This is a genomic window from Shewanella sp. NKUCC01_JLK (assembly GCF_019345615.1).
In the GTDB taxonomy this organism is placed as follows: Bacteria; Pseudomonadota; Gammaproteobacteria; order Enterobacterales; family Shewanellaceae; genus Shewanella; species Shewanella oncorhynchi.
Window position 1 is genome coordinate 71,597 of sequence record NZ_JAHKRD010000019.1, and the last position, 14,435, is coordinate 86,031.

At 44.9% G+C, this 14,435-nt stretch carries 11 protein-coding genes and 5 tRNA genes; 10 read left to right on the top strand and 6 right to left on the bottom strand.

Going from position 1 to position 14,435, the window contains the following annotated elements; translation table 11 throughout:
* The first annotated feature begins 56 nt into the window (after positions 1-56).
* The 5 genes from dnaX to KO537_RS18785 all read left to right on the top strand — a co-directional run bounded on the left by dnaX (position 57) and on the right by KO537_RS18785 (position 5,946).
* Positions 57-3,281: a DNA polymerase III subunit gamma/tau gene (gene dnaX, locus KO537_RS18765; RefSeq protein WP_251071155.1), complete on the top strand. Its 3,225-nt coding sequence runs from the start codon at positions 57-59 to the stop codon at positions 3,279-3,281.
* 223 nt (positions 3,282-3,504) lie between these two features.
* Positions 3,505-3,834, top strand: coding sequence for a YbaB/EbfC family nucleoid-associated protein (locus KO537_RS18770; protein ID WP_028759630.1), 330 nt, complete (start codon positions 3,505-3,507; stop codon positions 3,832-3,834).
* Between the two features lie 12 nt (positions 3,835-3,846).
* Positions 3,847-4,446, top strand: coding sequence for a recombination mediator RecR (gene recR / locus KO537_RS18775; RefSeq protein ID WP_173244270.1), 600 nt, complete (start codon positions 3,847-3,849; stop codon positions 4,444-4,446).
* A 453-nt stretch (positions 4,447-4,899) separates the two neighbouring features.
* The gene (locus tag KO537_RS18780; protein ID WP_251071156.1) at positions 4,900-5,379 is read left to right on the top strand and encodes a GNAT family N-acetyltransferase; all 480 of its coding nucleotides are present in this window, start codon (positions 4,900-4,902) and stop codon (positions 5,377-5,379) included.
* Between the two features lie 219 nt (positions 5,380-5,598).
* Positions 5,599-5,946: a hypothetical protein gene (locus KO537_RS18785; protein WP_251071157.1), complete on the top strand. Its 348-nt coding sequence runs from the start codon at positions 5,599-5,601 to the stop codon at positions 5,944-5,946.
* A gap of 184 nt (positions 5,947-6,130) precedes the next feature.
* Here the strand turns inward: KO537_RS18785 and KO537_RS18790 are convergent.
* The 5 genes from KO537_RS18790 to KO537_RS18810 form a co-directional block, all read right to left on the bottom strand.
* Positions 6,131-6,207: transfer RNA gene (locus tag KO537_RS18790), tRNA-Met, on the bottom strand.
* A gap of 148 nt (positions 6,208-6,355) precedes the next feature.
* Positions 6,356-6,432, bottom strand: a tRNA-Met gene (locus KO537_RS18795).
* A 156-nt stretch (positions 6,433-6,588) separates the two neighbouring features.
* Positions 6,589-6,665: transfer RNA gene (locus tag KO537_RS18800), tRNA-Met, on the bottom strand.
* 144 nt (positions 6,666-6,809) lie between these two features.
* A tRNA-Met gene (locus KO537_RS18805) sits at positions 6,810-6,886 on the bottom strand.
* A gap of 41 nt (positions 6,887-6,927) precedes the next feature.
* Positions 6,928-7,004 (bottom strand) — tRNA-Met (locus KO537_RS18810).
* A gap of 257 nt (positions 7,005-7,261) precedes the next feature.
* Here KO537_RS18810 and rlmKL point away from each other — a divergent pair.
* The 5 genes from rlmKL (at position 7,262) to rmf (ending at position 13,790) form a co-directional block, all read left to right on the top strand.
* Positions 7,262-9,391, top strand: coding sequence for a bifunctional 23S rRNA (guanine(2069)-N(7))-methyltransferase RlmK/23S rRNA (guanine(2445)-N(2))-methyltransferase RlmL (rlmKL, locus tag KO537_RS18815; protein WP_168827462.1), 2,130 nt, complete (start codon positions 7,262-7,264; stop codon positions 9,389-9,391).
* Complete coding sequence (locus KO537_RS18820) at positions 9,384-9,638, top strand: glutaredoxin family protein (protein WP_168827464.1); 255 nt, start codon at positions 9,384-9,386, stop codon at positions 9,636-9,638. The genes rlmKL and KO537_RS18820 overlap by 8 nt, the downstream gene beginning before the upstream one ends.
* A gap of 1 nt (position 9,639) precedes the next feature.
* Positions 9,640-11,565 carry an ABC transporter ATP-binding protein gene (locus KO537_RS18825; RefSeq protein ID WP_173244276.1) on the top strand — a complete coding sequence of 642 codons (1,926 nt, stop codon included), beginning with the start codon at positions 9,640-9,642 and terminating at the stop codon, positions 11,563-11,565.
* A 28-nt stretch (positions 11,566-11,593) separates the two neighbouring features.
* Positions 11,594-13,426: a DUF3466 family protein gene (locus tag KO537_RS18830; protein ID WP_028759637.1), complete on the top strand. Its 1,833-nt coding sequence runs from the start codon at positions 11,594-11,596 to the stop codon at positions 13,424-13,426.
* A 187-nt stretch (positions 13,427-13,613) separates the two neighbouring features.
* Positions 13,614-13,790: a ribosome modulation factor gene (gene rmf / locus KO537_RS18835; RefSeq protein ID WP_006082074.1), complete on the top strand. Its 177-nt coding sequence runs from the start codon at positions 13,614-13,616 to the stop codon at positions 13,788-13,790.
* A 122-nt stretch (positions 13,791-13,912) separates the two neighbouring features.
* On the opposite strand, the gene fabA is transcribed toward rmf, so the two are convergent.
* Positions 13,913-14,428, bottom strand: a complete 516-nt coding sequence (fabA, locus tag KO537_RS18840) for a bifunctional 3-hydroxydecanoyl-ACP dehydratase/trans-2-decenoyl-ACP isomerase (RefSeq protein ID WP_028759638.1) — start codon at positions 14,426-14,428, stop codon at positions 13,913-13,915.
* Positions 14,429-14,435 lie beyond the last annotated feature (7 nt).

Genomic DNA, 14,435 nt, shown 5'->3' on the forward strand with positions numbered 1-14,435 from the left:
TCAAAGTTCTCGGGGCGCATGCTCCCGCTTTTGTATCACATACTCTGGGGAGTTCCATGTCATATCAGGTGTTAGCCAGAAAATGGCGCCCTGCCACATTTGATCAAATGGTTGGCCAAAGCCATGTTTTGCATGCCTTGACCAATGCGTTAAGCCAGCAGCGCTTACACCATGCTTACCTGTTTACGGGAACGCGCGGTGTCGGTAAAACCAGCTTGGCGCGACTCTTTGCCAAAGGCTTAAATTGCGAACAAGGCGTGACAGCCACTCCCTGTGGTGTTTGCGGTAGCTGTGTGGAAATCGCCCAAGGTCGTTTTGTCGATTTGATTGAAGTCGATGCCGCATCTCGCACTAAGGTCGATGATACCCGTGAGCTGTTAGACAATGTGCAGTATCGTCCAACCCGTGGCCGCTTTAAGGTTTATCTCATCGACGAAGTGCATATGCTGTCGCGCAGCAGTTTTAACGCACTGCTAAAAACCTTAGAAGAACCCCCCGAGCACGTTAAATTTCTTCTGGCGACAACCGATCCGCAGAAACTGCCAGTGACTGTGTTATCCCGTTGTTTGCAGTTCAATTTAAAAAGCCTGACCCAAGCTGAAATTGGCACTCAGCTCAATCATATCTTGACCCAAGAGCAGTTTCCCTTTGATGCAGAAGCCCTAAAATTGCTGGCTAAAGCTGCCAATGGCAGTATGCGTGATGCCTTGAGTTTGACAGATCAAGCCATTGCCTTTGGTGGCGGTAATGTGATGCTTGGCCAAGTGCAAACCATGCTTGGCAGTATTGATGAGCAGCATGTAGTTGCCTTGCTTAACGCCTTAACCGATGCCGATATTGGTGTGTTAATGCATACCTGTGCCCAAGTGCTTGCGTACGGCGCAGATGCCCAAGAAGTGCTACGCAGTTTACTTGAGTTGTTACATCAAATTACCTTGACCCAATTTGCCCCCGCTTGCGCGCAGCAATCCTTGTATAGCGCACAGATTCGCGCCTTTGCCGAACAGCTTAAGCCGGAACAAGTGCAGCTTTATTATCAGATTTTATTAACCGGCCGCAAAGATTTACCCCATGCACCAGACCCTAAATCGGGTCTTGAGATGGCACTATTACGCGCTGTGGCGTTTGTGCCTGAAAAGCCAGTAAAGCGCTGGCAGCCTGATGCGGTCGCTGAGATCAGTTTATCCGAAGGGCAAACGCCAGTTGCGACAGCGCAAGCTCCTGATGTAAAAGAACAAAAGTTTTCTGAGCCACATACTGCGGAACAACTGCCTGCTGAAAAAAAAACGGTATTAATTGAGCCTGCCGATACCGCAGAGCTGGCACTTGATGCTGAGCTCGAAGCGGATGCGGCATTAATTGCCGAACAGGCGGTGATTCTAAGTCAGGCGCAGAGTCAGGGATTTAACGCTGGCAGCTTAAACGTTGAGATAGTGAATGCTGAGGTCGAGCCACAAACTCAAAAAGTATCAACCGCTCAAGCGCTTTCTCAAGTTACTGAAGCTGCTGCTGACATTGGGGCATCGGTTGCGAGTTTAGATGCTCAGAATAGTGAAGTTCCTGAATTCATTGGGGCAACTGCCGAGTCGAGTATTGTTAATCCAGCAGCGGCTGAAATGGTTGTTGGTTCAAGCGCTGTGGCTGTTGGTAGTGACATTGCAGAGAAAGACAGTGCTGTTCAAGAGACTGTTGATGAAAACACTGCTGTTGACTCCCTCAACCATACTCTTACTAATAGTACGCTAGAGCAAAAGGAGCTTGATGAACATAGTCCCTATGGAACTGAAGTCGAGCATTCTTATCCAGTGATGGGAGCTTATGCCCAAGAGTCAGCGCCGCTCGATTCCTATCAAGATGCTTATGTTGAATTCTCCTCCGGCTCTTACAATGACGATGATTTTCATCACAGCTTTGACTCTCATGCTGTGCCTGATGATGTTCAACACTTAGATAATGTTCAAAATTCTGCTGATATTCAAAGCGCTGTAGGCATGGAAGGCTCAGTTGATAGTCAGTCAGTAGTAATGGCTCAAGTGTCTCCTCAGACATCAATTCCAATTCCAACACTAGCCTCCGCATCATTAGCCGACGATGATATTCTCTCGGCGGTGTTGGCGGCGCGGGATTCACTGTTATCGGATCTTGACGCCTTAAGTGCTAAGGACGGTGATGAAAAAAAGTCGTCATTGGACTCAAAACTTAAGACGCCAAACACTAAATCACATGGTGTAACCTTACCTAAATCGGTGACTAAAATTGAAGCGAGTCAGTCAAGTGTGGCATTTTCTGTTGATCCAGCATCTGATTTAGACCCTGATTTAGCGATAGATTTTGATGATGACTTCGACTTAGATCTTGAGCCTATCGATCTGCACCAAGCAGTATCTTCAGTCGTCATCTCAACTGGAATTGTCTCTGAGAAACCTGTCAAACCGTCTGCTACATATGATCGTCCGCCTTGGGAGGCAGCGCCTGAAGCTGAATCTATCGAAGTGACGCAAGTCGATAGCAATAAGACTGACAGTGTTCAGCCTGTGAGCGCGCAAGCTACTGATATAAATAATGTTCAAGCCAGTCATGCTCAAGAGCTTTTAGGCGAGAGTTACGCACCTAATCATGCACAAGATGACACTCTATCCCTGAGTGACGGGCAGCTCACAGCATCAAGTTTGAAGTCGGAAATACTTCAAACTCAGGCTGTACGTCAAGAAGAAATACCCGCCTCAGAGTTTGCTTCGGCTAGCACAACAGCACTGACAAATGCGTCGAATACAGTGGAACACACGCAGGAGACACAAGTCGCGCTCAGTTCGACTCAACCTATTAGCGGCCATCCATTAGATTTACATTGGTACAAGTTGATGGCGAGCTTAGAGATCGGCGGGCGAGTGCGGCAACTGGCGGTTAATTCTGTCTGCCAAACCTTGAGCGATCCTTTGCCTTTGCTGCTTAAACCAAACCAGAAGCATTTAGCGGCTGATGTTGCCATAGTGCAGCTTGAGCAAGCCTTAACTACCGCGCTCGGGAACCCAAGACGGGTACAAGTGGTCATAGGAATCGATGAACAGCGGGAAACGCCCTTAGAGTTACGTAAGCGTTTCCACCAAGAGTTGCTGCAACAAGCGCATCAATCATTGATTCATGATGACAATGTGCAATGGTTGATCCAACGTATGGGCGCCGAACTCGATGCCGATAGTCTAGTGTATCCGCCAGAGTTGTTGAATTTACGCAGTCAGCAAATACAAGCGTTACCAGAGTTAACTGAGGCCGCGAGTTAGCCATTATTGGCGAGTCTTTGGGTAAAATTTTCATCGTTAATTTGTAGCGTTGTGGTTTAAATTTAGGTTTCGAGTGCATATTTATAGTGATGCTGCTGAGAAACTCTGCATCGAGATCATAAGTTTATTAACAAGATAACGGCATTGATTGCCAATCCCATTTATTTAAGTAAGATTAGCCGCGTTAATGCTTGCGACTAACCCTAATAGAAGAGAAATGACTATGTTTGGAAAAGGCGGTATGGGCAATTTGATGAAACAGGCCCAGATGATGCAAGAAAAAATGGCCAAAATGCAGGAAGAAATCGCCCGTATGGAAATGGTGGGTGAATCTGGTGCTGGTTTGGTGAAAGTGACTATGACAGGCGCGCACACAGTGCGTAAAGTCGAAATCGACCCAAGCCTGATGGAAGACGACAAAGAAATGCTGGAAGATTTGATTGCTGCGGCCTGTAATGACGCTGCTCGTCGAATCGAAGAAAACCAAAAAACTAAAATGGCTGAAGTTACTGGTGGCATGCAATTACCACCAGGCATGAAAATGCCATTTTAATTGAGATAGCCGATGAAATTTAGTCCATTGTTAGATGAGTTAATTCAGTCCCTGCGTTGTTTACCTGGGGTTGGGCCTAAATCGGCGCAACGTATGGCGTTTCAGTTACTCGAGCGTGACAGAAAAGCAGGGCTTAAATTAGCCAGTGCGCTGTCCAGTGCGATGAGTGACGTCGGTCATTGTCAGTCTTGCCGAACCTACACTGAAGAAGCCCTCTGTCCGATCTGTGCTAGCCATAAACGCGGAACGTCCTCCACCATTTGTGTGGTGGAAACGCCGGCTGATGTGTTAGCCATTGAAGCGGGTGGACATTTCACTGGCCGTTACTTTGTGCTTTTAGGCCATTTATCGCCCCTCGATGGCGTGGGGCCAGAAGAGTTAGGCTTAGCGTTACTCGAGCGCCATTTGGCATCGGGTGATGTCACCGAACTGATTTTAGCGACAAATCCAACAGTAGAAGGTGAGGCTACAGCGCATTTTATTGCCGATATGGCCAGACGTCACAAAGTGATGATAAGCCGTATTGCCCATGGCGTACCCGTAGGTGGCGAGTTGGAATACGTGGATAGTACTACGTTGGCGCTGTCCTTTAATGGTCGTTTACCACTTTAATTAAACAGTTTATATTAGAACCATACTATTGATTGTATTGGATTAATTGAAGGCTGAAGTATTCAACTCGATTATCACCTTAGTGCCTGAATCTTATAAACCCGCCAAGATCTTATCTTGAGCGGGTTTTTATTTGCCCAGAGTTTCAACCTAGGTGTTGAGGCTGGGTTATGGAGACAGGGCGGTGGTTGATTCAATTCCTATATTGATTGATATCTATCTGTATAAAATCCATGTTTATCAATAGTTTTTTAAATTTCATACTTGTCTTATGTGAGCTTCATCCGTAAAGTCGGTTTAATAAAAATCGGGTTGAGTTGCTTAATCACAGTGATCCACAGTATGCCTAAGTCAATTCGTTGGGCTTAGTTCTGTGTGCTTAGTTCTGTGTACGTTGAATTGGCCACTTCTTTTTTATTTCAAAACCAGGGAGGGGACTCATTGGGAAATATTATGATTAGGCATGCAGAGAAGAGTGACGCTGCAGCCATTCAAGCAGTATATGCCTGTCCAAATGCCTATGCCGGTACCTTGCAATTACCTTTGCCATCGACCGATAAATGGGAGGCGCGTCTTGCTGCAACATCGAATCATGTTCATCGTTATGTCGCAGAGATTGAAGGTGAAATTGTCGGTGAGTTAGGTTTTGAAGTGTATGAGCAACCTCGCCGTAGGCATGTTGCCTCCTTTGGCATGGGTGTAAAAGACAGTTGGCAAGGCCGCGGTATAGGCAGTGCCTTGATTAACGCGATGCTTGAGCTTACCGATAAATGGATGAATATAAAACGAATTGAATTAACGGTTTATACCGATAATCATGCCGCAATTGGTCTATATAAAAAGTTTGGCTTTGTAATGGAAGGTGAGTCGAAGGATTTTGCTTTTAGAAATGGTGAGTTTGTCAGTGTGTATCATATGGCGCGGTTAAAATAACATGCTGATCTCTATGCTATTTAAGCTGTTACTTAAGGCTCTCACTCTAAGAACGAACTTTAAATACGCACTCCAAGTACTAACTTTAAGAATTTGTTCTAAGCGCTCATTTTCAGAGCTCGCTTTAGGTGTTAAGTGTATGTCTATCTCAACTTTTAAGGATAAAAATGGGACTCATTTTATTGCCGCTGCTGATACTTTGGTTGGGTGTCGGTATTTATGCCATACGTATCGGCTAGGGCTTCTCAATTAAGCTATGCACTCAGTATTTGTACTCTCGCTATAGTGGCATTACTGCTTTATCTCTATTTCGGTTTCGCTCAATTTAAGGAAAATAAAGAGTTGTGGGCGTTCGAAATCTCGATGTTTTTTGCCGCGAATAAGTTCGCTTTTGGCATCATGATTCTTGGTCTAATACTGCACTGGTTCGGTCAAGGTGTTCTCACTTCCGCTTATTTGAAACCTCTACCTTTCATCATGATTTTCACCGTTTCCTTTGGTGCCATGGCAGGAGTCATATTGTCCGACACTTTTATGGCGAAATTTGACATCCAAAAAATGTATTGATGTCAGCTGATCAGTTTAAATCTTATTTTGGACGCTGTTGTTATAGTGGATTTGACCTGATTGCTTTCATCGGTTGTTTATAGGTCGATGGTCTTCTGGTTAGGATTTTACAGAGGGTTATTATGAATTTTAGGTACAAAAAAACCAGCTTGTGCTGGTTATTTTTCTCTTTCATGAAGAGAAGTGGTTGCGGGAGCCGGATTTGAACCGACGACCTTCGGGTTATGAGCCCGACGAGCTACCATGCTGCTCCATCCCGCGTCCGATTGTTGTTGTTGTTAATAACTGTTTTAATTCTGTCATTTGAGAATTGGTTGCGGGAGCCGGATTTGAACCGACGACCTTCACCTGTTGTTTATAAGGAGTTGAGCCCGATAAGCTGTTTCTCGTTATAAGCATATATATAAAGTGGTTGCGGGAGCCGGATTTGAACCGACGACCTTCGGGTTATGAGCCCGACGAGCTACCATGCTGCTCCATCCCGCGTTCGATTATTGCTGTTAATAACTGTTTTAATTCTGTCATCTAAGAATTGGTTGCGGAAGCCGGGTTGCTAATGTTAAATCAGCGACTACCTTCGCCTGTTGCTTATAAGGAGTTGAGGCTAATAAGCTGTTTCTCTTTATAAACACATGTAGAAAGTGGTTGCGGGAGCCGGATTTGAACCGACGACCTTCGGGTTATGAGCCCGACGAGCTACCATGCTGCTCCATCCCGCGTCCGATTGTTGCTGTTAATAACTGTTTAATTCTGTCATCTAAGAATTGGTTGTAGTAGCCGGATTTGAACTGACTACCTTCGCCTGTTGTTTATAAGGAGTTGAGCCCGATAAGCTGTTTCTCTTTATAAACACATATAGAAAGTGGTTGCGGGAGCCGGATTTGAACCGACGACCTTCGGGTTATGAGCCCGACGAGCTACCATGCTGCTCCATCCCGCGTCCGATATCTATCTGTATTACTTTACTATTTTGCTTTTAAATGGTTGCGGGAGCAGGATTTGAACCTACGACCTTCGGGTTATGAGCCCGACGAGCTACCATGCTGCTCCATCCCGCGTCCGTCTTCAAAGCGGGGCAGACTATAACGGCAGCGCCTTGCCATTGCAAGGACGAAGATCGAAAAAGATGGTGAACGCTTAAATATAAAGCGGAGTGGGGGGCTTTCATACAATTTAAACATAAGTTAGGGATTTTTCGTTGATTATCTTAGGTCGAGGATGAGACTAAATGGGGTTTCGACTAATAACTGTTTATCTTTTATGTATTCGAGCAGGTATAATGTCGCTTTGATTTTGACTGCGTACTGATTATCCCATGCTTAATTTTTTTGCCGCCGCCCCTAAGGGCTTTGAATATAGCTTAGCCCAAGAGCTGACAGAATTTGGTGCGACTGAAGTAAAAGAGAGTGTTGCTGGTGTGTATTTCACTGCCCCCTTAGCTTTAGCGTATCGGATTACTTTATGGACACGCTTAGCCAGCCGTATCGTGTTGGTTATCTATAAAGGCAGCTGCGAGTCGGCAGAGCAACTTTATAATGCCGCCTATTGTGTCGATTGGCCGGCGCATTTTTCCAATAAAAGCACTTTTAGTATCGATTTTCATGGTACGGGTGGTTTTATCAATAATACCCAGTTCGGCGCACTCAAGATTAAAGACGCGGTTGTGGATAGATTCCGGGACGATGACGTTGAGCGCCCAAATGTGTCACGCGTCGATGCTGACTTTAAAGTTGATGCCCATTTTCGTAATGGCGTAATCACGATTGCGATGAACTTCTCTGGTCCATCACTGCATCAACGTGGCTATCGTTCGACTACTGGTGAAGCGCCACTGAAGGAAAACTTAGCCGCCAACATGTTAGTGCGCAGTGGCTGGCAAGCAGCACCTTCGACCTTGCTCGATCCTTTCTGTGGTAGTGGAACTGTGCTGATTGAAGCGGCTTTAATGGCGGCCGATATTGCCCCTGGCTTACAGCGTAGCCGTTTTGGGTTTGAACATTGGCGTCGTCATGATAAAGCTGTGTGGCAAGAAATCGTTGAAGAAGCAAAAGCGCGTGCCTCATTAGGCGTGAAACGTTGCGAGATTAAATTCTACGGCTCAGATATCGATTCGCGCTTAGTCGCGTTAGCCAAACGTAACGCCGAAAATGCCGGTGTACTCGAGTTAATTGAGTTTCAAGTTGCAGATGCGTTGACGATAACGCCGCCTGCAGAAAGTGGATATTTGATCACTAACCCACCTTATGGTGAACGTTTAGGCAATGTGTCTGAGTTATTGCAGCTTTACTATCAGCTAGGCGACAAGTTTAAGAAAGAGTTTGGCGGCTGGAAAGTGGCCATGCTGTGTAGTGATATCGAGTTGGTATCATCACTTAAGCTTAAAGCCGACAAACAGATGAAGATGTTCAACGGTGCTCTAGAATGTGCCTTTAACATTTATACCTTACATGCGACCAGTACACGTCGTGATACGCCAGTGCTGCCAGACGGCGTCGACATTGCCGATATCGCCCCTGCATTTGCTAACCGCATTAAGAAAAATGCCAAGTTATTAGAGAAATGGGCCAAGAAAGAAGGCATCGACAGCTATCGTATTTATGATGCCGACATTCCTGAATATAACGTCGCAGTAGATAAATACTTAGATTACGTGATTATTCAAGAATATATGGCGCCAGCAACTATACCTGAAGCCGTAACCAAGCGTCGTTTAAGCGATGTATTGTTAGCACTGCCGTCGGCCATTGGTATCAATCCGAACAAGATGATCATGAAGACCCGTGAGCGTCAAAAGGGCACGAGTCAGTATCAAAAGCTGGATGAGCGTAAGTTAGAGCTTATCACTACCGAATATGGCGCTAAGTTCAAACTGAACTTAACCGGTTATTTGGATACAGGTTTATTCCTCGATCACAGATTGACACGCCGTTTAGTCGGTCAAAAATCGAAGGGACGCCGGGTACTTAACCTGTTCTCTTACACAGGTTCTGCTTCTGTGCATGCGGCGCTTGGTGGGGCTAAATCGGTGACGACGGTGGATATGTCAAATACCTATATTGCTTGGGCGAAGGACAACTTTGCACTCAATGGACTGCAAGGTAAGCAGTATGAGTTTGTTCAATCTGACTGCATGCAGTGGATCCGTGATTGCCGTGAACAGTACGATCTGATTTTTATCGATCCGCCGACCTTCTCAAATTCTAAGCGTATGGAAGATTCATTCGATGTGCAGAGAGACCATGTGAACTTACTGGCATCCTTAGTGAAACTGCTCAGCCCAACGGGCGAGCTAGTGTTCTCTAATAATAAACGTAAGTTTAAGATGGACATAGAGGCGCTGACAAAGATGAACATTAATGTGAAGAACATTGATGACGTGACTTTGCCTATGGACTACAAACGTAATCCACATATTCATAATACTTGGCTTATCACCCATGCCTGAGTTGACTCAAGCAGAATTAGATAACAGGCATTATCTGCTATATCACACAGAGGGATGTCATCTGTGTGAACTGGCCGCGGCCTTACTGGACGCGGCTGACATTGGCTATCGGGCCATAGATATTTGTGACGATGAATACCTCGCGCAGCGTTATGGCGTATCGATCCCTGTGCTTAAAGCTTGGGATGGTAGAGAATTACATTGGCCATTTAACGCAACGCAATTACAAGAGTTTACAGGAGCTTAGTTTGAGTCTGGTTCGTATCAATAGTGGCTCTTTAGCCTATGGTTACACTCCGTTGTTACAAAAAGCGGATTTTACTATTCAACGCGGCGAGCGCGTGTGTATTGTTGGCCGTAATGGTGCTGGCAAGTCGAGTTTATTAAAAGTGTTATCTGGTGATGTACTGCTGGATGAAGGCGAATTCAACATCGCTGGTAATGTGACCGTTAGCCGTCTACAACAAGATCCGCCAAAGGCTGAGCAAGGCACGGTATACGCTTATATTGCTGCGGGATTAAAGGAAGTGGGCGAGGCGCTTGAGCGTTATCATCAATTGTCCCACGATGTGGCCCATGCCGATCCCGAGCAAATGGATCGTATGCTGAATGAAATGCAAGGTCTGCAAGAAACCTTAGACCACTATAATGGATGGCAGCTAGATTCTCGTATCCAACAAAACTGCGAATTATTAGGACTCGATCCTGACAAATCCTTGAGCGAGTTATCGGGTGGTTGGCAGCGTAAAGTGGCGTTAGCCAGAGCACTGGTGAGCGAGCCAGATCTGTTGTTACTTGATGAACCGACCAACCATTTAGACATAGACACTATCGAGTGGCTTGAAAAGTTTTTACTTGATTATCAAGGCGCTATCGTCTTTATCAGCCACGATAGGGGCTTTATTGCCCGTATGGCGACGCGGATTGTCGATTTAGACCGTGGTGTGGTGACCTCATGGCCGGGCAACTATCAAATGTATCTTGATGGTAAGCAAGAATGGCTGCGCGTCGAAGCCGAGAAAAATGCCTTGTTTGACAAGCGTCTCGCCGATGAAGAAGTGTGGATCCGTCAAGGCGTTAAAGCCAGACGTACCCGTAACGAAGGTCGAGTTCGCGCACTGAAGGCGCTACGTGAAGAGCGAAGTGAACGTCTGAATCGTCAAGGCAATGCTAAAATGGCAGTATCGGATACTGAACGTTCTGGTAAGTTAGTCTTTGATGTGACCGATCTTAACTTCAATCTGCCCGATAAAAATCTGGTTAAAAACTTTAATACGACGGTTATCCGCGGTGACCGTATTGCGCTGATTGGGCCAAACGGTTGTGGTAAATCAACCTTGATCAAGCTGTTAATCGAGAAGCTGCAACCGCAATCGGGCGAAATTAAAGTCGGTACTAAGCTCGAAATCGCTTATTTCGACCAATATCGTGAAGCGTTAGATCCTGAGCAAACCGTTGAAGATAACGTTGGTGAAGGTAAAAAGACCATCACGATCAATGGTCAAGACCGCCACATTTTAAGTTATTTGCAGGACTTCTTGTTCTCGCCTATGCGTGCCAGAACGCCAGTGAAAGCGCTGTCGGGTGGTGAGAAGAACCGTTTGTTATTGGCTAAGTTATTAATTCGCCCTGCAAACTTAATCATTCTCGATGAGCCAACTAACGATCTTGATATTGAGACCTTAGAATTGCTAGAGTCGTTGCTCACTGAATACCAAGGTACGTTGTTGCTAGTGAGCCATGATAGGGCATTTATCGACAATACTGTGACCAGTAGCTGGTGGTATGCGGGTAATGGCCATTGGAGCGAGTATGTAGGTGGTTATCAAGATGCCGTGAACCAAGGGGCAAAGTTTTATTCTGAGGAACCTAGTTCGCAAAAGGCGGTCGAAGCTCCTGCGGTTGAAACTAAACCCGTTGAAGTTAAAACTGTAGAACCTGTGAAAGCGGTAAAAAAACTGTCGTATAAGCTACAGCGTGAGTTAGAGTCGCTACCTAATGTGATGGAGCAATTGGAGGCAGAAATTCTCGCATTGCAGACCACTATTGGACATTCAGACTTTTATAGTCAGGCGCAGGATAAAGTCAATCAGGTATTGAGTCTGTTGGCTGATAAAGAAAAGCAATTGGAAGTTTGCTTCGAGCGTTGGGAAGAGCTTGAGTCACTGAAGTAAACCAATAATAAAAATGGGAATAGAATTAATGAAGTCAAAGTTGGATAAAGCCCTTTCCTTGGTTGCCTTAGGTGTCCTTGGTGTATTAAACAGTGCCCATGCTGCACCTGTCTATGAAATCGTTAATATCGATAATTATGACCTGCAGGGCACGCTTGAAGGCACTCGTAACGGTTATGCTTTAGGTGTAAATGCTAGTGGTGAATTAGTCGGTATTTCAAAGGGTAAGAAAAAACTCAGCAGTTCAGATGTCGAAGGCGGCGTGATTGATGTTGCCGACGGTATCGCACCAGAAGAAACCATTACTTATTCTATTACCGCTGCCATTGTTGCAAATAACTTTGCTTTTATTGCTGCAGAAAATGGTGCAGCTGGGGCTTGGTTACCGACATTCGACAGCATTAATGGTACTACACCGCCAAATGATACTGCTGTGATTAACTCTGTTGATACCTTTTATTACGGTATTAATGATGCCAGTATTAAAGTGGGCAGCATGACTGCGCCTGAAAAGAAAACAGAGAACACTGCAACTACTGATGTTACCGATGATTATTGGTATTACCGCGACTATGAGTTCCGCGGTGTTGTAAAAGTGGGTAGCACTGAAATTCCATTAGTTCCTCCCTACACGCAATTTGTTAATGCTGATAAGACTAAAACCGCAGAGTTAGGTGGATGGTCTGCTGCTACAGCTATTAATAATAATAACTTAGTGGCTGGTTATGCCAGTACTGCTATCAGTAAATATGGTAGTGATCGTGTTAATTATTGTTTAGGCTCGGATAATACTTTGCCGTTGGATGTTTGTGTACAACGTGAGCAATATCCGAACTCTACGGGTACGCGTAACATTCAGTACCAGACGCGTGCCTATGTATGGCAAATCGACAATAATATCGCTACGGGAATTGAGTTGCCTTTAGGGTTAACGCCTAAAGCTGATAACACCTTAACCTTTACTGCTCAGGCGCTCGGCGTGAATGATAACGGCGTGGTTGTTGGTCGCTCGCACGTTTATCGTAACAACAATACAGATAAGTTGCACCAAGATGCGGCTTATTGGGCTAAGGATGCCGAAGGTAATTATAAATACCACTGGATCCCAATGGGCGAATCGATTTCAAGTTCCATTGCCTATGACATCAATGATAGTGGTATTCTTGTCGGTAGTTATCGTAGCTATATTCAAGGTTATTTGCGCGACAAGTTTTTCTATTTTGATACTAATACACCCGATGTTGGCTATGTAACCCCTAATGATTTTGCCTCAACGGCAACGGATCTTTCGAGTAAACCCAAGGATATTAACAATAAAGGTCAAGTAGTTGGTTACGTTGAAACGACTTACGATAAAGAGAAGCCACGCCCCAAAGCGGGTTTCCTGTATGAGAAGTCGACGGGTGAGTTTAGCAATATCAATAAATTGCTGACCTGCGAGTCTAAGGGGTATGAAAAATCAAACGATGGTAGCTGGGCACGTCATCAGGTCGAAGTTCAGGATGGCTCGGGTAAAATTCTTCAATATAACGCTGATATTTTAGTGGTTGAAGGTACGAGTATCAATGAAGATGGCACTATCGTAGGTACGGCTTTTATTCGTAAACCTTCTTATCAATTTGATAAAGATGGCAACATAGTTATTGGTGAAAATGGCTTACCGCTATTTGAGCTGAGTGGTAGTGGCGAGCCTGTAACGGCTTATGTTCCACGTATGGTTGTACTTAAACCGGCTACCAGTGGTGAAGCTTGTACTGTTGAAGATAGTACCGATACCGGTAATTTTGAGCGTTCTGGTGCGGCAACGTTAGCTTGGTTATTTGCCTTGCCATTGGTGTGGTTCCGTCGTCGAATTCGTTAAGTTTTAAGCTTCAATTCAGACTAAAAAAATCGAGGCGAAATGCCTCGATTTTTTTTCGCTAAGATCTCAATAGTTTAATAAATAGTCAGTATAATAGCCGATTTTTTGATTGATCTTGGCGTCAAAAAGCACTATTTCTATGGGTGAAGCTTTTGCTTCTATTTTATGTAGAACAGAGGACGCTTGCATGAAAAGACAAAAACGAGATCGTTTAGACAGAGCTTTTTCAAAAGGATTCCAAGCTGGGGTTGGTGGACGCTCTAAGGAGCTCTGTCCATATGCAAATCTTGATTCGCGATCGCAGTGGTTAGGCGGTTGGCGTGAAGGTGTGGATGGCCGAGTTAATGGGCTATTTAATAAATAATTGAGTTTTACTCATTAATTAAATAGCCCAGAACAAGCAAAGTAATGCAGCATATTGCCCTCAGATGAGGGCATTTTTATATCTGCAGTACTGATATCTTCAGTGTCTTGGAGTAAGACTGATCAGAATGTAGACGTATCGCTAAAGACACCGACTTTAAGATCGGTTGCACTGTAGATTTGACGACCATCAACTTCAAGGATTGCATCGGCAATACCCATCACCAGTTTACGGTGAATAGTACGCTTGATATTGAGTTTATAAGTGACTTTCTTAGCGCCTGGTAATACTTGACCCGTAAACTTCACTTCACCTACACCCAGAGCACGTCCTTTGCCTTCTGCGCCTTCCCAGCCTAAATAGAAGCCAACGAGTTGCCACATGGCATCTAGCCCTAAACAGCCAGGCATTACCGGGTCGGTAATAAAGTGGCAGTCAAAAAACCATAAGTCTGGATTAATATCGAGTTCAGCGACAATTTCACCTTTGCCAAACTCACCGCCATTATCATTGATAGTAACGATTCTATCTATCATCAGCATGTTATCGACAGGCAGACGAGGTGAGTTTGGACCAAATAATTTCCCATGGCCACAGGCGATGAGTTCTTCTTTATTGAAACTGTTTGCTTTGTTCATTGTTTTA